This window comes from Streptomyces sp. DS1-CR2 (assembly GCF_055760475.1).
In genome coordinates this window covers 4,528,989-4,542,265 of the sequence record NZ_CM147085.1, presented here as the reverse complement: position 1 = coordinate 4,542,265, position 13,277 = coordinate 4,528,989, and the positions used below count along the sequence as shown (strand labels likewise).

Annotated in this window: 12 protein-coding genes; 6 read left to right on the top strand and 6 right to left on the bottom strand. The window is 66.8% G+C overall.

Annotated features, from left to right (window positions below; genetic code table 11):
• Nucleotides 1-86: 86 nt before the first annotated feature.
• Both ACY0PA_RS21870 and ACY0PA_RS21865 read right to left on the bottom strand, forming a co-directional pair.
• On the bottom strand, nt 87-1,169 hold the full coding sequence (locus ACY0PA_RS21870; protein WP_473086177.1) for an inositol-3-phosphate synthase: 1,083 nt from the start codon (nt 1,167-1,169) through the stop codon (nt 87-89).
• A gap of 43 nt (nt 1,170-1,212) precedes the next feature.
• Nucleotides 1,213-1,893 carry a PadR family transcriptional regulator gene (locus ACY0PA_RS21865; RefSeq protein WP_116512092.1) on the bottom strand — a complete coding sequence of 227 codons (681 nt, stop codon included), beginning with the start codon at nt 1,891-1,893 and terminating at the stop codon, nt 1,213-1,215.
• A 385-nt stretch (nt 1,894-2,278) separates the two neighbouring features.
• Between ACY0PA_RS21865 and ACY0PA_RS21860 the strand changes: the two genes are divergently transcribed.
• Both ACY0PA_RS21860 and ACY0PA_RS21855 read left to right on the top strand, forming a co-directional pair.
• The gene (locus ACY0PA_RS21860; RefSeq protein WP_473086176.1) at nt 2,279-5,023 is read left to right on the top strand and encodes a transglycosylase domain-containing protein; all 2,745 of its coding nucleotides are present in this window, start codon (nt 2,279-2,281) and stop codon (nt 5,021-5,023) included.
• A 150-nt stretch (nt 5,024-5,173) separates the two neighbouring features.
• A complete protein-coding gene (locus ACY0PA_RS21855) occupies nt 5,174-6,676 on the top strand; it encodes a glycosyltransferase family 87 protein (protein WP_473086175.1) in 1,503 nt (500 codons plus the stop codon).
• An 85-nt stretch (nt 6,677-6,761) separates the two neighbouring features.
• On the opposite strand, the gene ACY0PA_RS21850 is transcribed toward ACY0PA_RS21855, so the two are convergent.
• From ACY0PA_RS21850 to ACY0PA_RS21840, 3 genes are all read right to left on the bottom strand, one after another.
• Complete coding sequence (locus tag ACY0PA_RS21850; protein ID WP_326774958.1) at nt 6,762-7,793, bottom strand: alanine racemase; 1,032 nt, start codon at nt 7,791-7,793, stop codon at nt 6,762-6,764.
• 110 nt (nt 7,794-7,903) lie between these two features.
• Nucleotides 7,904-9,025 carry a peptidoglycan bridge formation glycyltransferase FemX gene (femX, locus tag ACY0PA_RS21845; RefSeq protein ID WP_329572206.1) on the bottom strand — a complete coding sequence of 374 codons (1,122 nt, stop codon included), beginning with the start codon at nt 9,023-9,025 and terminating at the stop codon, nt 7,904-7,906.
• Nucleotides 9,026-9,141: 116 nt separating this feature from the next.
• Nucleotides 9,142-9,456 carry a hypothetical protein gene (locus ACY0PA_RS21840; protein WP_473086174.1) on the bottom strand — a complete coding sequence of 105 codons (315 nt, stop codon included), beginning with the start codon at nt 9,454-9,456 and terminating at the stop codon, nt 9,142-9,144.
• Nucleotides 9,457-9,721: 265 nt separating this feature from the next.
• Here ACY0PA_RS21840 and rpsF point away from each other — a divergent pair, with 265 nt between their 5' ends.
• From rpsF to rplI, 4 genes are all read left to right on the top strand, one after another.
• On the top strand, nt 9,722-10,012 hold the full coding sequence (rpsF, locus tag ACY0PA_RS21835) for a 30S ribosomal protein S6 (protein WP_052578287.1): 291 nt from the start codon (nt 9,722-9,724) through the stop codon (nt 10,010-10,012).
• Nucleotides 10,013-10,087: 75 nt separating this feature from the next.
• The gene (locus ACY0PA_RS21830) at nt 10,088-10,687 is read left to right on the top strand and encodes a single-stranded DNA-binding protein (protein WP_473086173.1); all 600 of its coding nucleotides are present in this window, start codon (nt 10,088-10,090) and stop codon (nt 10,685-10,687) included.
• 58 nt (nt 10,688-10,745) lie between these two features.
• On the top strand, nt 10,746-10,982 hold the full coding sequence (gene rpsR / locus ACY0PA_RS21825) for a 30S ribosomal protein S18 (protein WP_003949403.1): 237 nt from the start codon (nt 10,746-10,748) through the stop codon (nt 10,980-10,982).
• A gap of 18 nt (nt 10,983-11,000) precedes the next feature.
• Nucleotides 11,001-11,447 carry a 50S ribosomal protein L9 gene (rplI, locus tag ACY0PA_RS21820; protein WP_453776379.1) on the top strand — a complete coding sequence of 149 codons (447 nt, stop codon included), beginning with the start codon at nt 11,001-11,003 and terminating at the stop codon, nt 11,445-11,447.
• A gap of 94 nt (nt 11,448-11,541) precedes the next feature.
• Here the strand turns inward: rplI and ACY0PA_RS21815 are convergent, their stop codons facing one another.
• Nucleotides 11,542-12,879: an MATE family efflux transporter gene (locus tag ACY0PA_RS21815; protein ID WP_473086172.1), complete on the bottom strand. Its 1,338-nt coding sequence runs from the start codon at nt 12,877-12,879 to the stop codon at nt 11,542-11,544.
• Nucleotides 12,880-13,277 lie beyond the last annotated feature (398 nt).

Below are 13,277 nucleotides of genomic sequence, written 5' to 3'. Positions count from 1 at the left end.
CCGGGTGCACGCCAGGTGCATCCGGGGACCTCAACAGCCCACAAGGAGCGGCGCGTTACCACTGGTGCGCGCCGCACTGTGTGTGGTTAGCGCTCGACCTCGCCCTTGATGAACTTCTCGACGTTCGCGTAGGCCTCGTCGTCGAAGTACTGAACCGGCGGGGACTTCATGAAGTACGAGGACGCGGAGAGGATCGGGCCGCCGATGCCGCGGTCCTTGGCGATCTTCGCGGCGCGCAGGGCGTCGATGATGACACCCGCGGAGTTCGGGGAGTCCCAGACCTCGAGCTTGTACTCCAGGTTCAGCGGAACGTCACCGAAGGCGCGGCCCTCGAGGCGGACGTAGGCCCACTTGCGGTCGTCGAGCCACTGGACGTAGTCCGAGGGGCCGATGTGGACGTTCTTCTCGCCCAGTTCGCGGTCGGGGATCTGCGAGGTGACGGCCTGCGTCTTCGAGATCTTCTTGGACTCCAGGCGCTCGCGCTCGAGCATGTTCTTGAAGTCCATGTTGCCGCCGACGTTCAGCTGCATGGTCCGCTCGAGACGGACACCGCGGTCCTCGAACAGCTTCGCCATGACGCGGTGCGTGATGGTGGCGCCGACCTGGGACTTGATGTCGTCACCGACGATCGGAACGCCCGCCTCGGTGAACTTGTCCGCCCACTCCTTGGTGCCGGCGATGAAGACCGGAAGGGCGTTGACGAACGCGACCTTGGCGTCGATGGCGCACTGCGCGTAGAACTTCGCGGCGTCCTCGGAACCGACGGGCAGGTAGCAGATCAGAACGTCGACCTGCTTGTCCTTGAGGACCTGGACGATGTCGACCGGGGCGTCGGCGGACTCCTCGATGGTCTGGCGGTAGTACTTGCCCAGGCCGTCGTGGGTGTGGCCGCGCTGGACGGTCACGCCCGTGTTCGGCACGTCGCAGATCTTGATGGTGTTGTTCTCGCTGGCACCGATGGCGTCGGAGAGGTCGAGGCCGACCTTCTTCGCGTCGACGTCGAAGGCGGCGACGAACTCGACGTCACCGACGTGGTAGTCGCCGAACTGGACGTGCATCAGGCCCGGGACCTTGGTGTCCGGGTCAGCGTCCTTGTAGTACTCGACGCCCTGGACCAGCGAGGCGGCGCAGTTGCCCACGCCGACGATGGCTACGCGAACCGAACCCATTCCGGTTGCTCCCTGTGTGTATCGGTGAAACCCCGAGTGGGCCTCACGTGGCGGTGTCGTCGGACGGATCCGGCCGGGTGCTGTCCCGGTGCCGGGGCAGGCCGCCCGTCTCTCCAGATGTGTCCTGCTGAGCTGCGTCGGAGGGGTCGGATCGCCGCTGATCCCGCCCCGCCCGCTCGCTCTCGATGAGCTCGTTCAGCCAGCGCACTTCGCGCTCCACGGATTCCATTCCGTGCCGCTGGAGCTCAAGGGTGTAGTCGTCAAGGCGTTCCCGGGTGCGGGCGAAGGAGATGCGCATCTTTTCGAGGCGCTCCTCGAGACGGCTGCGACGGCCTTCGAGCACGCGCATGCGTACGTCACGCGAGGTCTGCCCGAAGAAGGCGAACCGCGCAGCGAAGTGCTCGTCCTCGTATGCGTCCGGGCCGGTCTGCGAGAGCAGCTCCTCGAAGTGCTCCTTACCTTCCGCCGTCAACCGGTAGACGATCTTGGCGCGACGCCCTGCGAGGGGTGCGGCGAGGGCGTCCTCGGGTGTGCTCCCCGATTCCTCGATCAACCAGCCGCTTGCGACCAGCGTCTTGAGGCAGGGGTAGAGGGACCCGTAGCTGAAGGCTCGGAAGACCCCCAGCGATGTATTGAGCCGTTTCCGCAGCTCGTAGCCGTGCATCGGGGACTCGCGGAGCAGGCCGAGGACGGCGAACTCGAGGATGCCGGAACGTCGGCTCATCGTCGCCTCCTCCTCTGCCGCGATCGGTGTCACGACCTCTTACGGACTCTTTATGCCGAGCTGATGTATCGACTCGATACATCACGACGATAGAACGGCCCCCCGGATGGGACAAGAGGGATCACGGTGAACGGCGTCACATCACCGATTCATACCAAGCAAGTTGCCTGATTTGGGGTGAACTTCACCCCTAGGTGGGTTTTGGCGGTGCGTAGTCTGTCCGCCATGCAGACCGCCGGGAACCAAGTGACGCCTGTGGGCGTCGTTGTCCCCGGTGCAGTGCGGGTGAGTGCCAGAAGGGGCGCATCCGTATTTCGGGGGGACCGGAAACCAGCCGCCGTTTCCAGGCGCGTATGTCAGCGCCTGCCCGAGGAGTAGTCGTTCGATGAGCGAGCACCGTCGCAAACCGCCGCAGCCACAGGGCGGCGGACGTGCCGCGGCCCGTCGCGGCACGTCCGGCGCATCGCCGGGCCGTCGCGCGGCACCGCGTGACGCCACCGGATCACCTTCTGATGCATATGGAACACCGGGGTCCACAGGATCGTCCGGCTCCACGGGCGACGACCGCCCGTACGGAGGCCGGGCGGAAGCGCGCCGAGCCGCACAGCGCAGCGCCGGAGGGAGCCGCAGGAAGGCACCCGACGGCGGGGGTGGCCGCGGAGGCGGCGGCCGGCGCGGCGGAGGCGGCCCCGAGGGATCGAGCGGGCGCGGCAGGGGTCGCGGACCCTCACGGCCGCCGCAGAAGAAGAGGTTCATCGACTACCCGCGCTCCGGCAAGTACGGGGTGCGCCGCTGGCTGCCGTCCTGGCGGCTGGTGACGGGTCTGTTCGTCGGCCTCTGCGGCAGCCTCATGGTCGCGGCGGGCATCGGGTACGCCATGGTGGACCTCCCGAAGACGGCGGACACGGCCAAGGCCCAGAACAACGTCTACTACTGGGCCAACGGCAAGCAGATGGTCGCGACCGGTGGCGAGACGAACCGGCAGATCATCAAGTACGAAGAGATCCCCGAGGCCATGCGGTTCGCCGTCATGTCCGCCGAGAACAAGACGTTCGAGACGGACAAGGGCGTCGACCCCATGGGCATCGCCCGCGCGTTCGTCAACATGGCCAAGGGCGGCCAGACGCAGGGTGGCTCGACCATCACCCAGCAGTACGTGAAGAACGCGATGCTCGACGACCAGTCGCAGACGATCTCGCGCAAGGTCAAAGAGCTGTTCGTCTCCATAAAGGTGGGCCGTACGGAGTCCAAGGAGAAGGTGATGGCCGGCTACCTGAACACCGCGTACTACGGACGTGGTGCCTACGGGATTCAGGCGGCGGCCCGCACGTACTTCAACCAGGACGCCTCGGATCTGAACGCGAGCCAGTGCGCGTTCCTGGCGGCGGTGCTCAAGGGCGCCACGTACTTCGACCCCGCCGGCGCCCCGGAGATCGACCCGGTGCAGGCGACGGCCAAGAAGAACCAGGCCAGGGCCGAGAAGCGCTGGCGCTGGATCCTCGACGAGGAGGTCAAGGACAAGCGCCTGAGGTCCGCGGATCGGAAGAAGTACACGTCGTTCCCCAGGCTGCAGAGCCCGCGGTCCAACCCCTCGCTGGCCGGCCAGACCGGCTATCTCGTGGACCTCGCGAAGGCCTACGTGATCAACAACAGCGACGGCAAGATCACCGCTCTCGACCTGCAGAAGGGCGGCTACGAGATCCACACCACCTTCGACAAGACGAAGGTGGACAAGCTCCTAGCGGCCGTGAAGAAGGTCCAGAAGGAGAACATCAACGAGAAGCTCCGCCCGAAGACGGACAAGTACGTCCAGTTCGGCGGTGCCTCGGTGAACCCGCAGAGCGGCGCGATCGAGGCCATCTACGGCGGCGCCGACGCGACGAAGCACTACACCAACAACGCCGACCAGACGGGCGCCCAGGTCGGCTCCACCTTCAAGCCGTTCGTGCTGGCCGCCGCGATGAGGGACGGCATCCGCGACCCCAAGCTGGGCGAGGATCAGGACGACACCACGCGGACGAAGGTCTCTCCGAAGAGCCTCTACAGCGGCAAGAACGAGCTCAAGATCAAGAAGTACGACGGCCAGGTCTGGCAGGACCGGGAGGGCAAGGAGTGGCTCCAGAAGAATGACGGCCACCAGTCCTACAACCCGCCGACGTACCAGATCGATCTTCGTGAGGCGATGCGTGAGTCCGTCAACTCCGCCTATGTGCAGCTCGGCATGGATGTCGGCCTGAACAAGGTGAAGCAGGCGGCGAAGGACGCGGGCATCAAGGACAACAGCTTCGCCAGCGCCAACTATCCGTCGTTCTCCCTCGGCACCTCCGACCCGAGCGCGATCCGCATGGCCGGCGCCTACGCCACCTTCGCGGAAAGTGGGCAGCGCAACGACCCGTACTCCGTGAAGTCGGTCGACCACGAAGGCGAGACGGTCTACCAGCACGAGAAGAAGCCTGTCAGGGCCTTCGACTCGGCGGTCGCCGACAACGTCACCGATGTCCTGAAGACGGTCGTCGACAAGGGAACGGGTACCAACGCCAAGCTGCCCGGCCGCCAGGTCGCGGGCAAGACCGGTACGACCGACGGCAACAAGTCGGCCTGGTTCGTGGGGTACACCCCGCAGCTGTCGACGGCCATCACGATGTACCGGATGGACGACAACGAGAACAGCAAGAAACGCCAGTTCCTGGAGATGTACGGCACGGGTAACCAAAAGCAGATCCACGGAGCGTCGTTCCCCTCCGAGATCTGGCACGACTACATGGCGGAGGCCCTCAAGGGACAGCCGGCCGTACCGTTCCCGACTCCCGAGCCCATCGGTCAGGTCGTCGGCGCCACCCCGAGCCCGAGCATCACTCCGTCGGACACTGCCTCTCCTTCGGAGTCGGCAACGTCGGAACCGTCGCCCAGCCAGTCCTCCCCCGGCCCGTCGCCGTCGACCAGCGAGTCCTGCAGCAGCTGGTCGTGGAACTGCAACGACAACGGCGGAACGTCGAACGGTGGCACCGGTGGGACACCCACGGGCGGCACAGACGGTGGCGTGACCAGCTCGCCGTCGGACCCAGGGGGCGGCAACGGCGGCAGCAACGGAAACGGCAACGGAGGGCTCTTCGGAGGGCCGGCGGGCTAGCCGGAGCTGATCTCACGCCGCGTGTTTCACGTGAAACGCCGCGTGTTCCACGTGAAACAGCGCGTGATCCGCGCCAAGTGAGGGTCGCCGCACCGATCAGGTGCGGCGGCCCTCGCCCCGTTCTCAGGCGCGTACGGCAGGATGTGCGGCATGCCCAGTGCAGAGACGACGCGCACGCATGTGCAACAGCCGGATCCGGTACGGCCGACCAAGGAGGACGAGGTCGCCGCAGCGGGGAGCGAGCTGATCGGCGGACCCATCGGACGATGGGCGCTGCTCGGGAGCTCCTGGTGGACCCCTGTACGCGTCATCGCGCTGGTGATGATCGGCATGTTCGCGCTGGGCATGGTGCAGAAGTTGCCCTGCTACGACGGCGCGTGGTTCTTCGGTGCCAGCTCGCAGTACACGCACGCCTGCTATTCGGACATCCCGCACCTCTATCAGGGGCGGGGCTTCGCCGACGGCCTGGTGCCGTACTTCGACAAGCTGCCCGGCGACATGGACTACCTCGAGTACCCGGTGCTGACCGGTGTGTTCATGGAGGTTGCGTCCTGGCTGACCCTGGGCGGCGGTTCCATCCAGCACCTGGAGAAGGTGTACTGGATGGTCAACGCCGGGATGCTGATGATCTGCGCGGTGGTGATCGCCATCTGCGTGACTCGCACCCACCGGCGACGCCCCTGGGACGGCCTCCTGGTCGCGCTTGCGCCCGCGTTCGCGCTGACCTCCACCATCAACTGGGATCTGCTCGCCGTGGCCCTCACAGCGGCCGCGATGCTGATGTGGTCGCGGGGCCGGTCGGTCGCCTTCGGTGTCCTGCTGGGCCTGGCCACGGCCGCGAAGTTCTATCCGTTCCTGGTGCTCGGCCCGCTGCTGTTGCTCTGCTGGCGCGCCGGACGCTGGCGCGACTTCGGGAAGGCCCTGGCCGGCTCGGTGGGCGCGTGGCTCGTCGTGAACCTGCCGGTGATGCTGCTCGCCCCCGAGGGCTGGTCGAAGTTCTACCGCTTCAGCCAGGAGCGCGGCGTCGACTTCGGGTCCATCTGGCTCATCATCCAGCAGCGGTGGGACGCGCAGATCAGCCCCGACGACGCCAACACCTACGCGATGGTGCTGATGGTCCTGGCCTGTCTGGGCATCACCGCTCTCGCCCTGACGGCGCCACGTCGGCCCCGCCTTGCACAGCTCGCCTTCCTGGTCATTGCCGCCTTCATCCTCACCAACAAGGTCTACTCGCCGCAGTACGTCCTGTGGCTGATCCCCTTCGCGGCCCTCGCCCGGCCGCGCTGGCGGGATTTGCTGATCTGGCAGGCGTGCGAGGTCGCGTACTTCCTAGGGATCTGGATGTACCTCGCGTACACCACGAGCGGTGACAAGCACCGGGGGCTGCCCACGGACGGCTACCACCTCGTCATCCTCATCCACCTGCTGGGCACGCTCTATCTGTGCGCGGTGATCGTGCGCGACATCCTGATGCCGGAACGGGACGTGGTCAGACGCTCCGGGGACGACGACCCGTCGGGCGGTGTCCTGGACGGAGCGCCGGACGTGTTCGTGCTCGGATACGCCGCCCATCCCCCGCGGCATGCGGTGCACAACGAGCAGCGGCCGCAAGTGAGTTGGGGCTGGGACAAGGACGAAGAGCGTTCGCTCTGAGCGAACGCACCAAAAGGGCCGGACACCGTGATGGTGTCCGGCCCTTTCCGTTTGTCCGTGCGCCCCGGCCTGTTCCAAGCCTCGGTCAGCGGTCGAGGATCCGGTCGAACTGCGTGGTGGTGTGCCGCAGATGGGCCACCAGCTCCTCGCCCACCCGGGGCTCGGGGGCGTCGGACGGCACGAAGAGGATCGAGACCTGCATGTGCGGGGGCTCCGCGAACCAGCGCTGCTTACCGCCCCAGACGAAGGGAGACAGGTTCCGGTTGACGGTCGCAAGTCCCGCGCGGGCGACGCCCTTGGCGCGCGGCATGACGCCGTGCAGCGCCTTGGGCGCCTCCAGGCCCACCCCGTGCGACGTGCCGCCGGCGACGACCACGAGCCAGCCGTCCGAGGCGACCTTCTGCTGGCGGTAACCGAAGCGGTCACCCTTGGCGACGCGGGTCACGTCCAGGATCGCGCCGCGGTACTCGGTGGCGTCGTGGTCGCCCAGCCAGAGCCTCGTGCCGATGCGCGCCCGGAACCGGGTCTGCGGGAACTGCTGCTGAAGGCGGGCGAGTTCCTGGGCCTTGAGGTGGCTGACGAACATCGTGTGCAGCGGCAGCCTGGCCGCGCGCAGACGGTCCATCCAGCCGATGACCTCCTCGACGGCGTCGGAGCCGTCGGTGCGGTCCAGGGGCAGGTGGATCGCGAAGCCCTCGAGCCGGACGTCCTCTATGGCGGAGTGGAGCTGGGGCAGTTCCTGCTCGCTCACGCCGTGCCGCTTCATCGAGGACATCACCTCGACGACGACACGGGCGCCGACGAGGCCGTGCACGCCGTCGACGGAGGAGACGGAGCGGATCACACGGTCGGGCAGCGGCACAGGCTCCTCGCCCCGCCGGAACGGGGTCAGGACCAGCAGGTCACCGCTGAACCAGTCCTTGATCCGGGCGGCTTCGTAGGTCGTGCCGACGGCGAGGACGTCCGAGCCGAAGCGGGTGGCCTCGTCCGCGAGCCGTTCATGGCCGAAGCCGTAGCCGTTGCCCTTGCAGACGGGAACTATCCCCGGAAACTGCTCGAGCACGTGCTTGTGGTGTGCCCGCCAGCGCGCGGTGTCGACGTAGAGCGTGAGCGCCATGGCCGGTCCCGGAACCTTTCTCGTGGCTGCGGTGTATCAGAGGTATGAAGAAGCTTTGGAGCTACGTGAAGTGTGCAGGGTCCGCCCGGGCCGTGTGGGCCGGGAGGGGCTCAGCGCCGCGACATGTAGATGTCGAGGGCCTTGTGCAGCAGCTTGTTGAGCGGGAAGTCCCACTCGCCGAGGTACTCGGCAGCCTGCCCACCGGTGCCCACCTTGAACTGGATCAGACCGAAGAGGTGGTCCGATTCGTCGAGCGAGTCGCTGATACCGCGCAGGTCGTAGACCGTCGCGCCGAGCGCGTAGGCGTCGCGGAGCATCCGCCACTGCATCGCGTTCGAGGGCCTGACCTCACGGCCGATGTTGTCGGAGGCTCCGTAGGAGTACCAGACGTGCCCCCCGACCACCAGCATCGTCGCCGCCGACAGGTTCACCCCGTTGTGGCGGGCGAAGTACAGCCGCATGCGGTTGGGGTCCTCACTGTTGAGAGCCGTCCACATGCGCTGGAAGTACGACAGCGGACGCGGCCGGAAGTGGTCGCGCACAGCCGTGATCTCGTAGAGACGCTGCCACTCGGCGAGGTCCTGGTAGCCGCCCTGGACGACCTCGACGCCGGCCTTCTCGGCCTTCTTGATGTTGCGGCGCCACAGCTGGTTGAAGGCCTTGTGCACGTCCTCGAGGGAGCGGTTGGCCAGCGGCACCTGGAAGACGTAGCGGGGCTGTACGTCGCCGAAACCGGCGCCGCCGTCCTCGCCCTGCTGCCAGCCCATGCGGCGCAGCTTGTCGGCGACCTCGAAGGCGCGCGGCTCGATGAAGTCGGCCTCGATGTCGCGCAGGCGCTTGACGTCCGGGTCCTGGATGCCCTTCTTGATCGATGTGGCCTCCCAGCGCCGGATGATCACCGGCGGACCCATCTTCACGGAGAAGGCGCCCTGCTGCTTGAGGTGCGCCAGCATCGGACGCATCCAGTCGTCGAGGTTCGGAGCGAACCAGTTGATGACCGGGCCCTCGGGGAGATAGGCGAGATAGCGCTTGATCTTGGGCAGCTGCCGGTACAGGACCAGGCCCGCGCCGACCATCTCGCCGTTCCGCTCGTCGAACCATCCCAGGCTCTCGGAGCGCCACTCCGCCTTCACATCAGCCCATGCCGGGACCTGCATGTGGCTAGCCGAGGGCAGGCTCTGGATGTATGCCAGATGCTGCTCTCGGCTGATGGTCCTCAGGGTCAGGCTCATTCGGGGCGCTCCTCGGGCTGGTGTGTCCCCATGGGTACAAGGGCTCCGGCTCTCGCGCCGAAGCCTACTGCGCCCTGGGAGCGCCCCGACTGGGCCTATGGGAGCTTCGCGGGCCGTCAGCCGATGACACCGCCGAACAGACCACCGTGGGCCATACCGATGAAGAAGCCGATCGCCGAGGCGCCGAGGCCCAGGATGAGACCGAAGCGCTCGCGCGTCGTCACCGAGATGAACTGGCCGTATGCGGCGGTCACGACGCCGATCAGCCCCGCCCAGGAGCTGAGCAGGTGGAGGCTGCTGAAGAGCGAAGAGATGATGGCGATCGCCCCGAGAACCATCGCCACCGCGACCAGTGAGTCCTGGAGGGGATGGGGCTTCCCGTCCGTGGCGAAGAGAGATGTCGCGGTGTTGGGTCGCATTGCCTGTGCCATGTGGCACCTCCTGCGGAAGGCGGCGCATCGTAGCGCCATACACACCCGATGTGTACAGATTGTGCCCTCCCGCGGTCGGATTTCAACCGGAAGCCGTGGTGCGGGTAGTCTGTAGCGTCTGCACCGGTGTCTGCTCACGCCCTGACCAGGAAACCCCGCCAGCGGGGCCCGATTGTCAGTGGTCGCCGATACCGTTGCGTACGCATCACGACCCTCCTGCCACGGAACGACCGTGGCCGCTGAGTCCAAAGGAGGTGGGTTCCACATGCGTCACTACGAAGTGATGGTCATCCTCGACCCCGATCTCGAGGAGCGCGCTGTCTCCCCGCTGATCGAGAACTTCCTCTCCGTTGTCCGCGAGGCCAACGGAAAGGTTGAGAAGGTCGACACCTGGGGCCGTCGTCGTCTCTCGTACGAGATCAAGAAGAAGCCCGAGGGCATCTACTCGGTCATCGACCTGCAGGCCGAGCCTGCGGTCGTCAAGGAGCTCGACCGCCAGATGAACCTGAACGAGTCGGTCCTCCGGACCAAGGTCCTCCGTCCCGAGACCCACTGAGCTTCCTAGCTCAGCGGCACTCGGGTTTCGAGTAGCAGCAAGCAGCCAGCAGCAAACCCGCCGAGAGGTTCCCCCATGGCAGGCGAGACCGTCATCACGGTCGTAGGCAATCTTGTCGACGACCCCGAGCTGCGCTTCACCCCTTCCGGTGCGGCGGTCGCGAAGTTCCGTGTCGCGTCCACTCCCCGCATCTTCGACAAGCAGACCAATGAGTGGAAGGACGGCGAAGGCCTGTTCCTCACCTGCTCGGTCTGGCGTCAGGCGGCGGAGAACGTCGCGGAGTCGCTCCAGCGAGGCATGCGCGTCATCGTGCAGGGCCGGCTGAAGCAGCGGTCCTACGAGGACCGTGAGGGCGTCAAGCGCACGGTCTACGAGCTGGACGTCGAGGAAGTCGGCGCCAGCCTGAAGAACGCCACGGCCAAGGTCACCAAGACCACCGGTCGCGGTGGCCAGGGCGGATACGGCGGCGGTGGCGGCGGCCAGCAGGGCGGCGGCAACTGGGGCGGTGGCTCCGGTGGCGGTCAGCAGCAGGGCGGCGGCGGTGCTCCCGCCGACGACCCCTGGGCGACCGGTGCGCCGGCCGGCGGCGGCCAGCAGGGCGGCGGAGGTGGCTGGGGCGGAAACTCCGGCGGTTCCTCCTCCGGCGGCGGCTACTCGGACGAGCCCCCCTTCTAGGCCTCAGGGCCAAGGGGTGGGCCGTACCCACACTTCTTGATCACACAGGAGAAACACCATGGCGAAGCCGCCTGTGCGCAAGCCTAAGAAGAAGGTCTGCGCTTTCTGCAAGGACAAGGTCACGTACGTGGACTACAAGGACACGAACATGCTGCGGAAGTTCATTTCCGACCGCGGCAAGATCCGTGCCCGCCGCGTGACCGGCAACTGCACGCAGCACCAGCGTGACGTCGCCACGGCCGTGAAGAACAGCCGTGAGATGGCGCTGCTGCCCTACACGTCCACCGCGCGATAAGGAAAGGGTGACCGAACAATGAAGATCATCCTTACCCACGAGGTCTCTGGCCTCGGCACCGCCGGCGATGTCGTCGACGTCAAGGACGGGTACGCCCGCAACTACCTGGTCCCGCGTGGTTTCGCGATCCGCTGGACCAAGGGTGGCGAGCAGGACGTGGCGCAGATCCGCCGCGCCCGCAAGATCCACGAGATCGCGACCATCGAGCAGGCCAACGAGATCAAGGCCCGCCTCGAGGGTGTCAAGGTCCGCCTGGCCGTCCGCTCCGGCGACGCCGGTCGTCTCTTCGGTTCCGTCACCCCGGCCGACGTCGCTTCGGCGATCAAGGCTGCCGGTGGCCCCGAGGTCGACAAGCGCCGCATCGAGCTGGGCTCGCCGATCAAGACGCTGGGCGCCCACGAGACGTCCGTGCGTCTGCACCCCGAGGTTGCCGCCAAGGTCAGCGTCGAGGTCGTCTCCGCCTAAGCACTGCGCTTGGCAGAGCTGAAGCAAGCGTTGGGCCGCACCCCTCGGGGTGCGGCCCAACGCGTTTCGCGGTCACCGTTTCACGTGAAACGGGTCAGCGCGTGGCGCCCGTGACGATCCAACGGCCCGAGCGCGAACGCAGCCACAGGGTCACCATCCGCACGGTCATCATCAAAGTCATAGCGCCCCACAGCGCGGTGAGCCCTCCGCCGAAGACCGGTACCAGCAGGGCGACCGGCGTGAAGACCGCCAGGGTCGCGAGCATCGCCCAGGCGAGATACGGACCGTCTCCCGCTCCCATCAGGACCCCGTCGAGAACGAAGACGATGCCGCAGATGGGCTGGGACAGCGCGACCATCAGGAGAGCGGGCAGTGCCACGTTCTGCACCACCTGATCATTCGTGAACAGTGGAATGAAGAGCGGTCGGGAGACGATCACCAGGAGTCCGAGGACGACTCCCGCGGCGATGCCCCACTGCACCATGCGGCGGCAGGCATCCCGTGCGCCCTGGGCGTCGTCCGCTCCGAGGTAGCGCCCGATGATGGCCTGCCCCGCGATGGCGATGGCGTCGAGCGCGAAGGCCAGCAGGCTCCACAGGGAGATGATGATCTGGTGCGCGGCGATGTCCGCGTCGCCGAGCCGGGCCGCAACAGCGGTGGCAATCATGAGGATGGCGCGCAGCGAGAGGGTGCGGACGAGCAGCGGTGCGCCTGCCTGGGCGCAGGCTCGTATCCCGGCTGCGTCGGGACGCAGGGAAGCGCCGTGACGACGGGCCCCGCGTACGACGACGAAAAGATAGACGGCGGCCATGGCGACCTGTGCGATGACGGTGCCCCAGGCGGATCCTGCGATGCCCAGGCCGGCGCCGTAGACGAGCCCCGCGTTGAGCGCGCCGTTGGCGACGAAGCCTCCGACCGCGACATAGAGCGGGGTCTTGGTGTCCTGGAGGCCACGCAGGACTCCCGTCGCGGCGAGGACGACGAGCATCGCCGGGATGCCGAGCGAGGAGATCCGCAGATAGGTGATCGCGTAGGGCGCCGCAGTGTGCGAGGCACCGAACAGCTCGACGAGCGCGGGAGCGGTGGGAAGGACAAGGGCGATGACCGCGGCACCGAGCAGGAGCGCGAGCCAGATCCCGTCCATGCCCTGACGGATTGCGGACTGCAGATCTCCGGCGCCGACGCGGCGGGCCACCGCGGCCGTAGTCGCGTAGGCCAGAAAGACGAAGACACTGACGGCGGTCATCAGGAGGGACGAGGCGACAGCAAGACCGGCCAGCTGGGCGGTGCCCAGATGGCCGACGATGGCGCTGTCGGCCATCACGAAAAGAGGCTCGGCTACGAGCGCGCCGAAAGCGGGGACGGCCAGCGCGACGATCTCGCGGTCATGCCGACGCCGGGCGGCCTTGGTCGCCGCGGGAGCCTGTGTCATGAGCACCAATGTAATCTTCCACAGGTAAGAGATGCAACCGCCTTTGGGTCCTTACTTCTGTGCCCTTCGGGCGTGGCGTCACGCACCGTTTACAGCGATCTTGGGTCGACCGGGAAAGTATTTTTCCTGCACAGCCGGTGGACGGGAAAGTAGCAGGTCAGGCACATTTCTGCGCGCTCCCTGAGGGCTTGTTCACAGGGCTGTCCACCGTGTCGTGCACAGGTTTTGCAGAGTTCTCCACAGCGAGAGGCCCTTCATCCACACCGCCTGTGGATAACCAGATTGGCTGAAGGTGCCGAGGGGCCTACCGTGGTGCGGCGCCCGCCACGATTTCAGGCCTCGGAAACGTCATGAACCGACGCGTCAGAACCCGAGTCGGGTCCCCGTATTTGTCAGTG

What these genes read in the sequence shown, in the direction of transcription:
- ACY0PA_RS21815 (WP_473086172.1), bottom strand. Translation starts at nt 12,879, where the DNA reads ATGACACAGGCTCCCGCGGCGACCAAGGCCGCCCGGCGTCGGCATGAC.
- ACY0PA_RS21860 (WP_473086176.1), top strand. Translation starts at nt 2,279, where the DNA reads ATGAGCGAGCACCGTCGCAAACCGCCGCAGCCACAGGGCGGCGGACGT.
- ACY0PA_RS21865 (WP_116512092.1), bottom strand. Translation starts at nt 1,893, where the DNA reads ATGAGCCGACGTTCCGGCATCCTCGAGTTCGCCGTCCTCGGCCTGCTC.
- ACY0PA_RS21840 (WP_473086174.1), bottom strand. Translation starts at nt 9,456, where the DNA reads ATGGCACAGGCAATGCGACCCAACACCGCGACATCTCTCTTCGCCACG.
- ACY0PA_RS21870 (WP_473086177.1), bottom strand. Translation starts at nt 1,169, where the DNA reads ATGGGTTCGGTTCGCGTAGCCATCGTCGGCGTGGGCAACTGCGCCGCC.
- ACY0PA_RS21830 (WP_473086173.1), top strand. Translation starts at nt 10,088, where the DNA reads ATGGCAGGCGAGACCGTCATCACGGTCGTAGGCAATCTTGTCGACGAC.
- ACY0PA_RS21855 (WP_473086175.1), top strand. Translation starts at nt 5,174, where the DNA reads ATGCCCAGTGCAGAGACGACGCGCACGCATGTGCAACAGCCGGATCCG.
- ACY0PA_RS21850 (WP_326774958.1), bottom strand. Translation starts at nt 7,793, where the DNA reads ATGGCGCTCACGCTCTACGTCGACACCGCGCGCTGGCGGGCACACCAC.
- rplI (WP_453776379.1), top strand. Translation starts at nt 11,001, where the DNA reads ATGAAGATCATCCTTACCCACGAGGTCTCTGGCCTCGGCACCGCCGGC.
- rpsF (WP_052578287.1), top strand. Translation starts at nt 9,722, where the DNA reads ATGCGTCACTACGAAGTGATGGTCATCCTCGACCCCGATCTCGAGGAG.
- rpsR (WP_003949403.1), top strand. Translation starts at nt 10,746, where the DNA reads ATGGCGAAGCCGCCTGTGCGCAAGCCTAAGAAGAAGGTCTGCGCTTTC.
- femX (WP_329572206.1), bottom strand. Translation starts at nt 9,025, where the DNA reads ATGAGCCTGACCCTGAGGACCATCAGCCGAGAGCAGCATCTGGCATAC.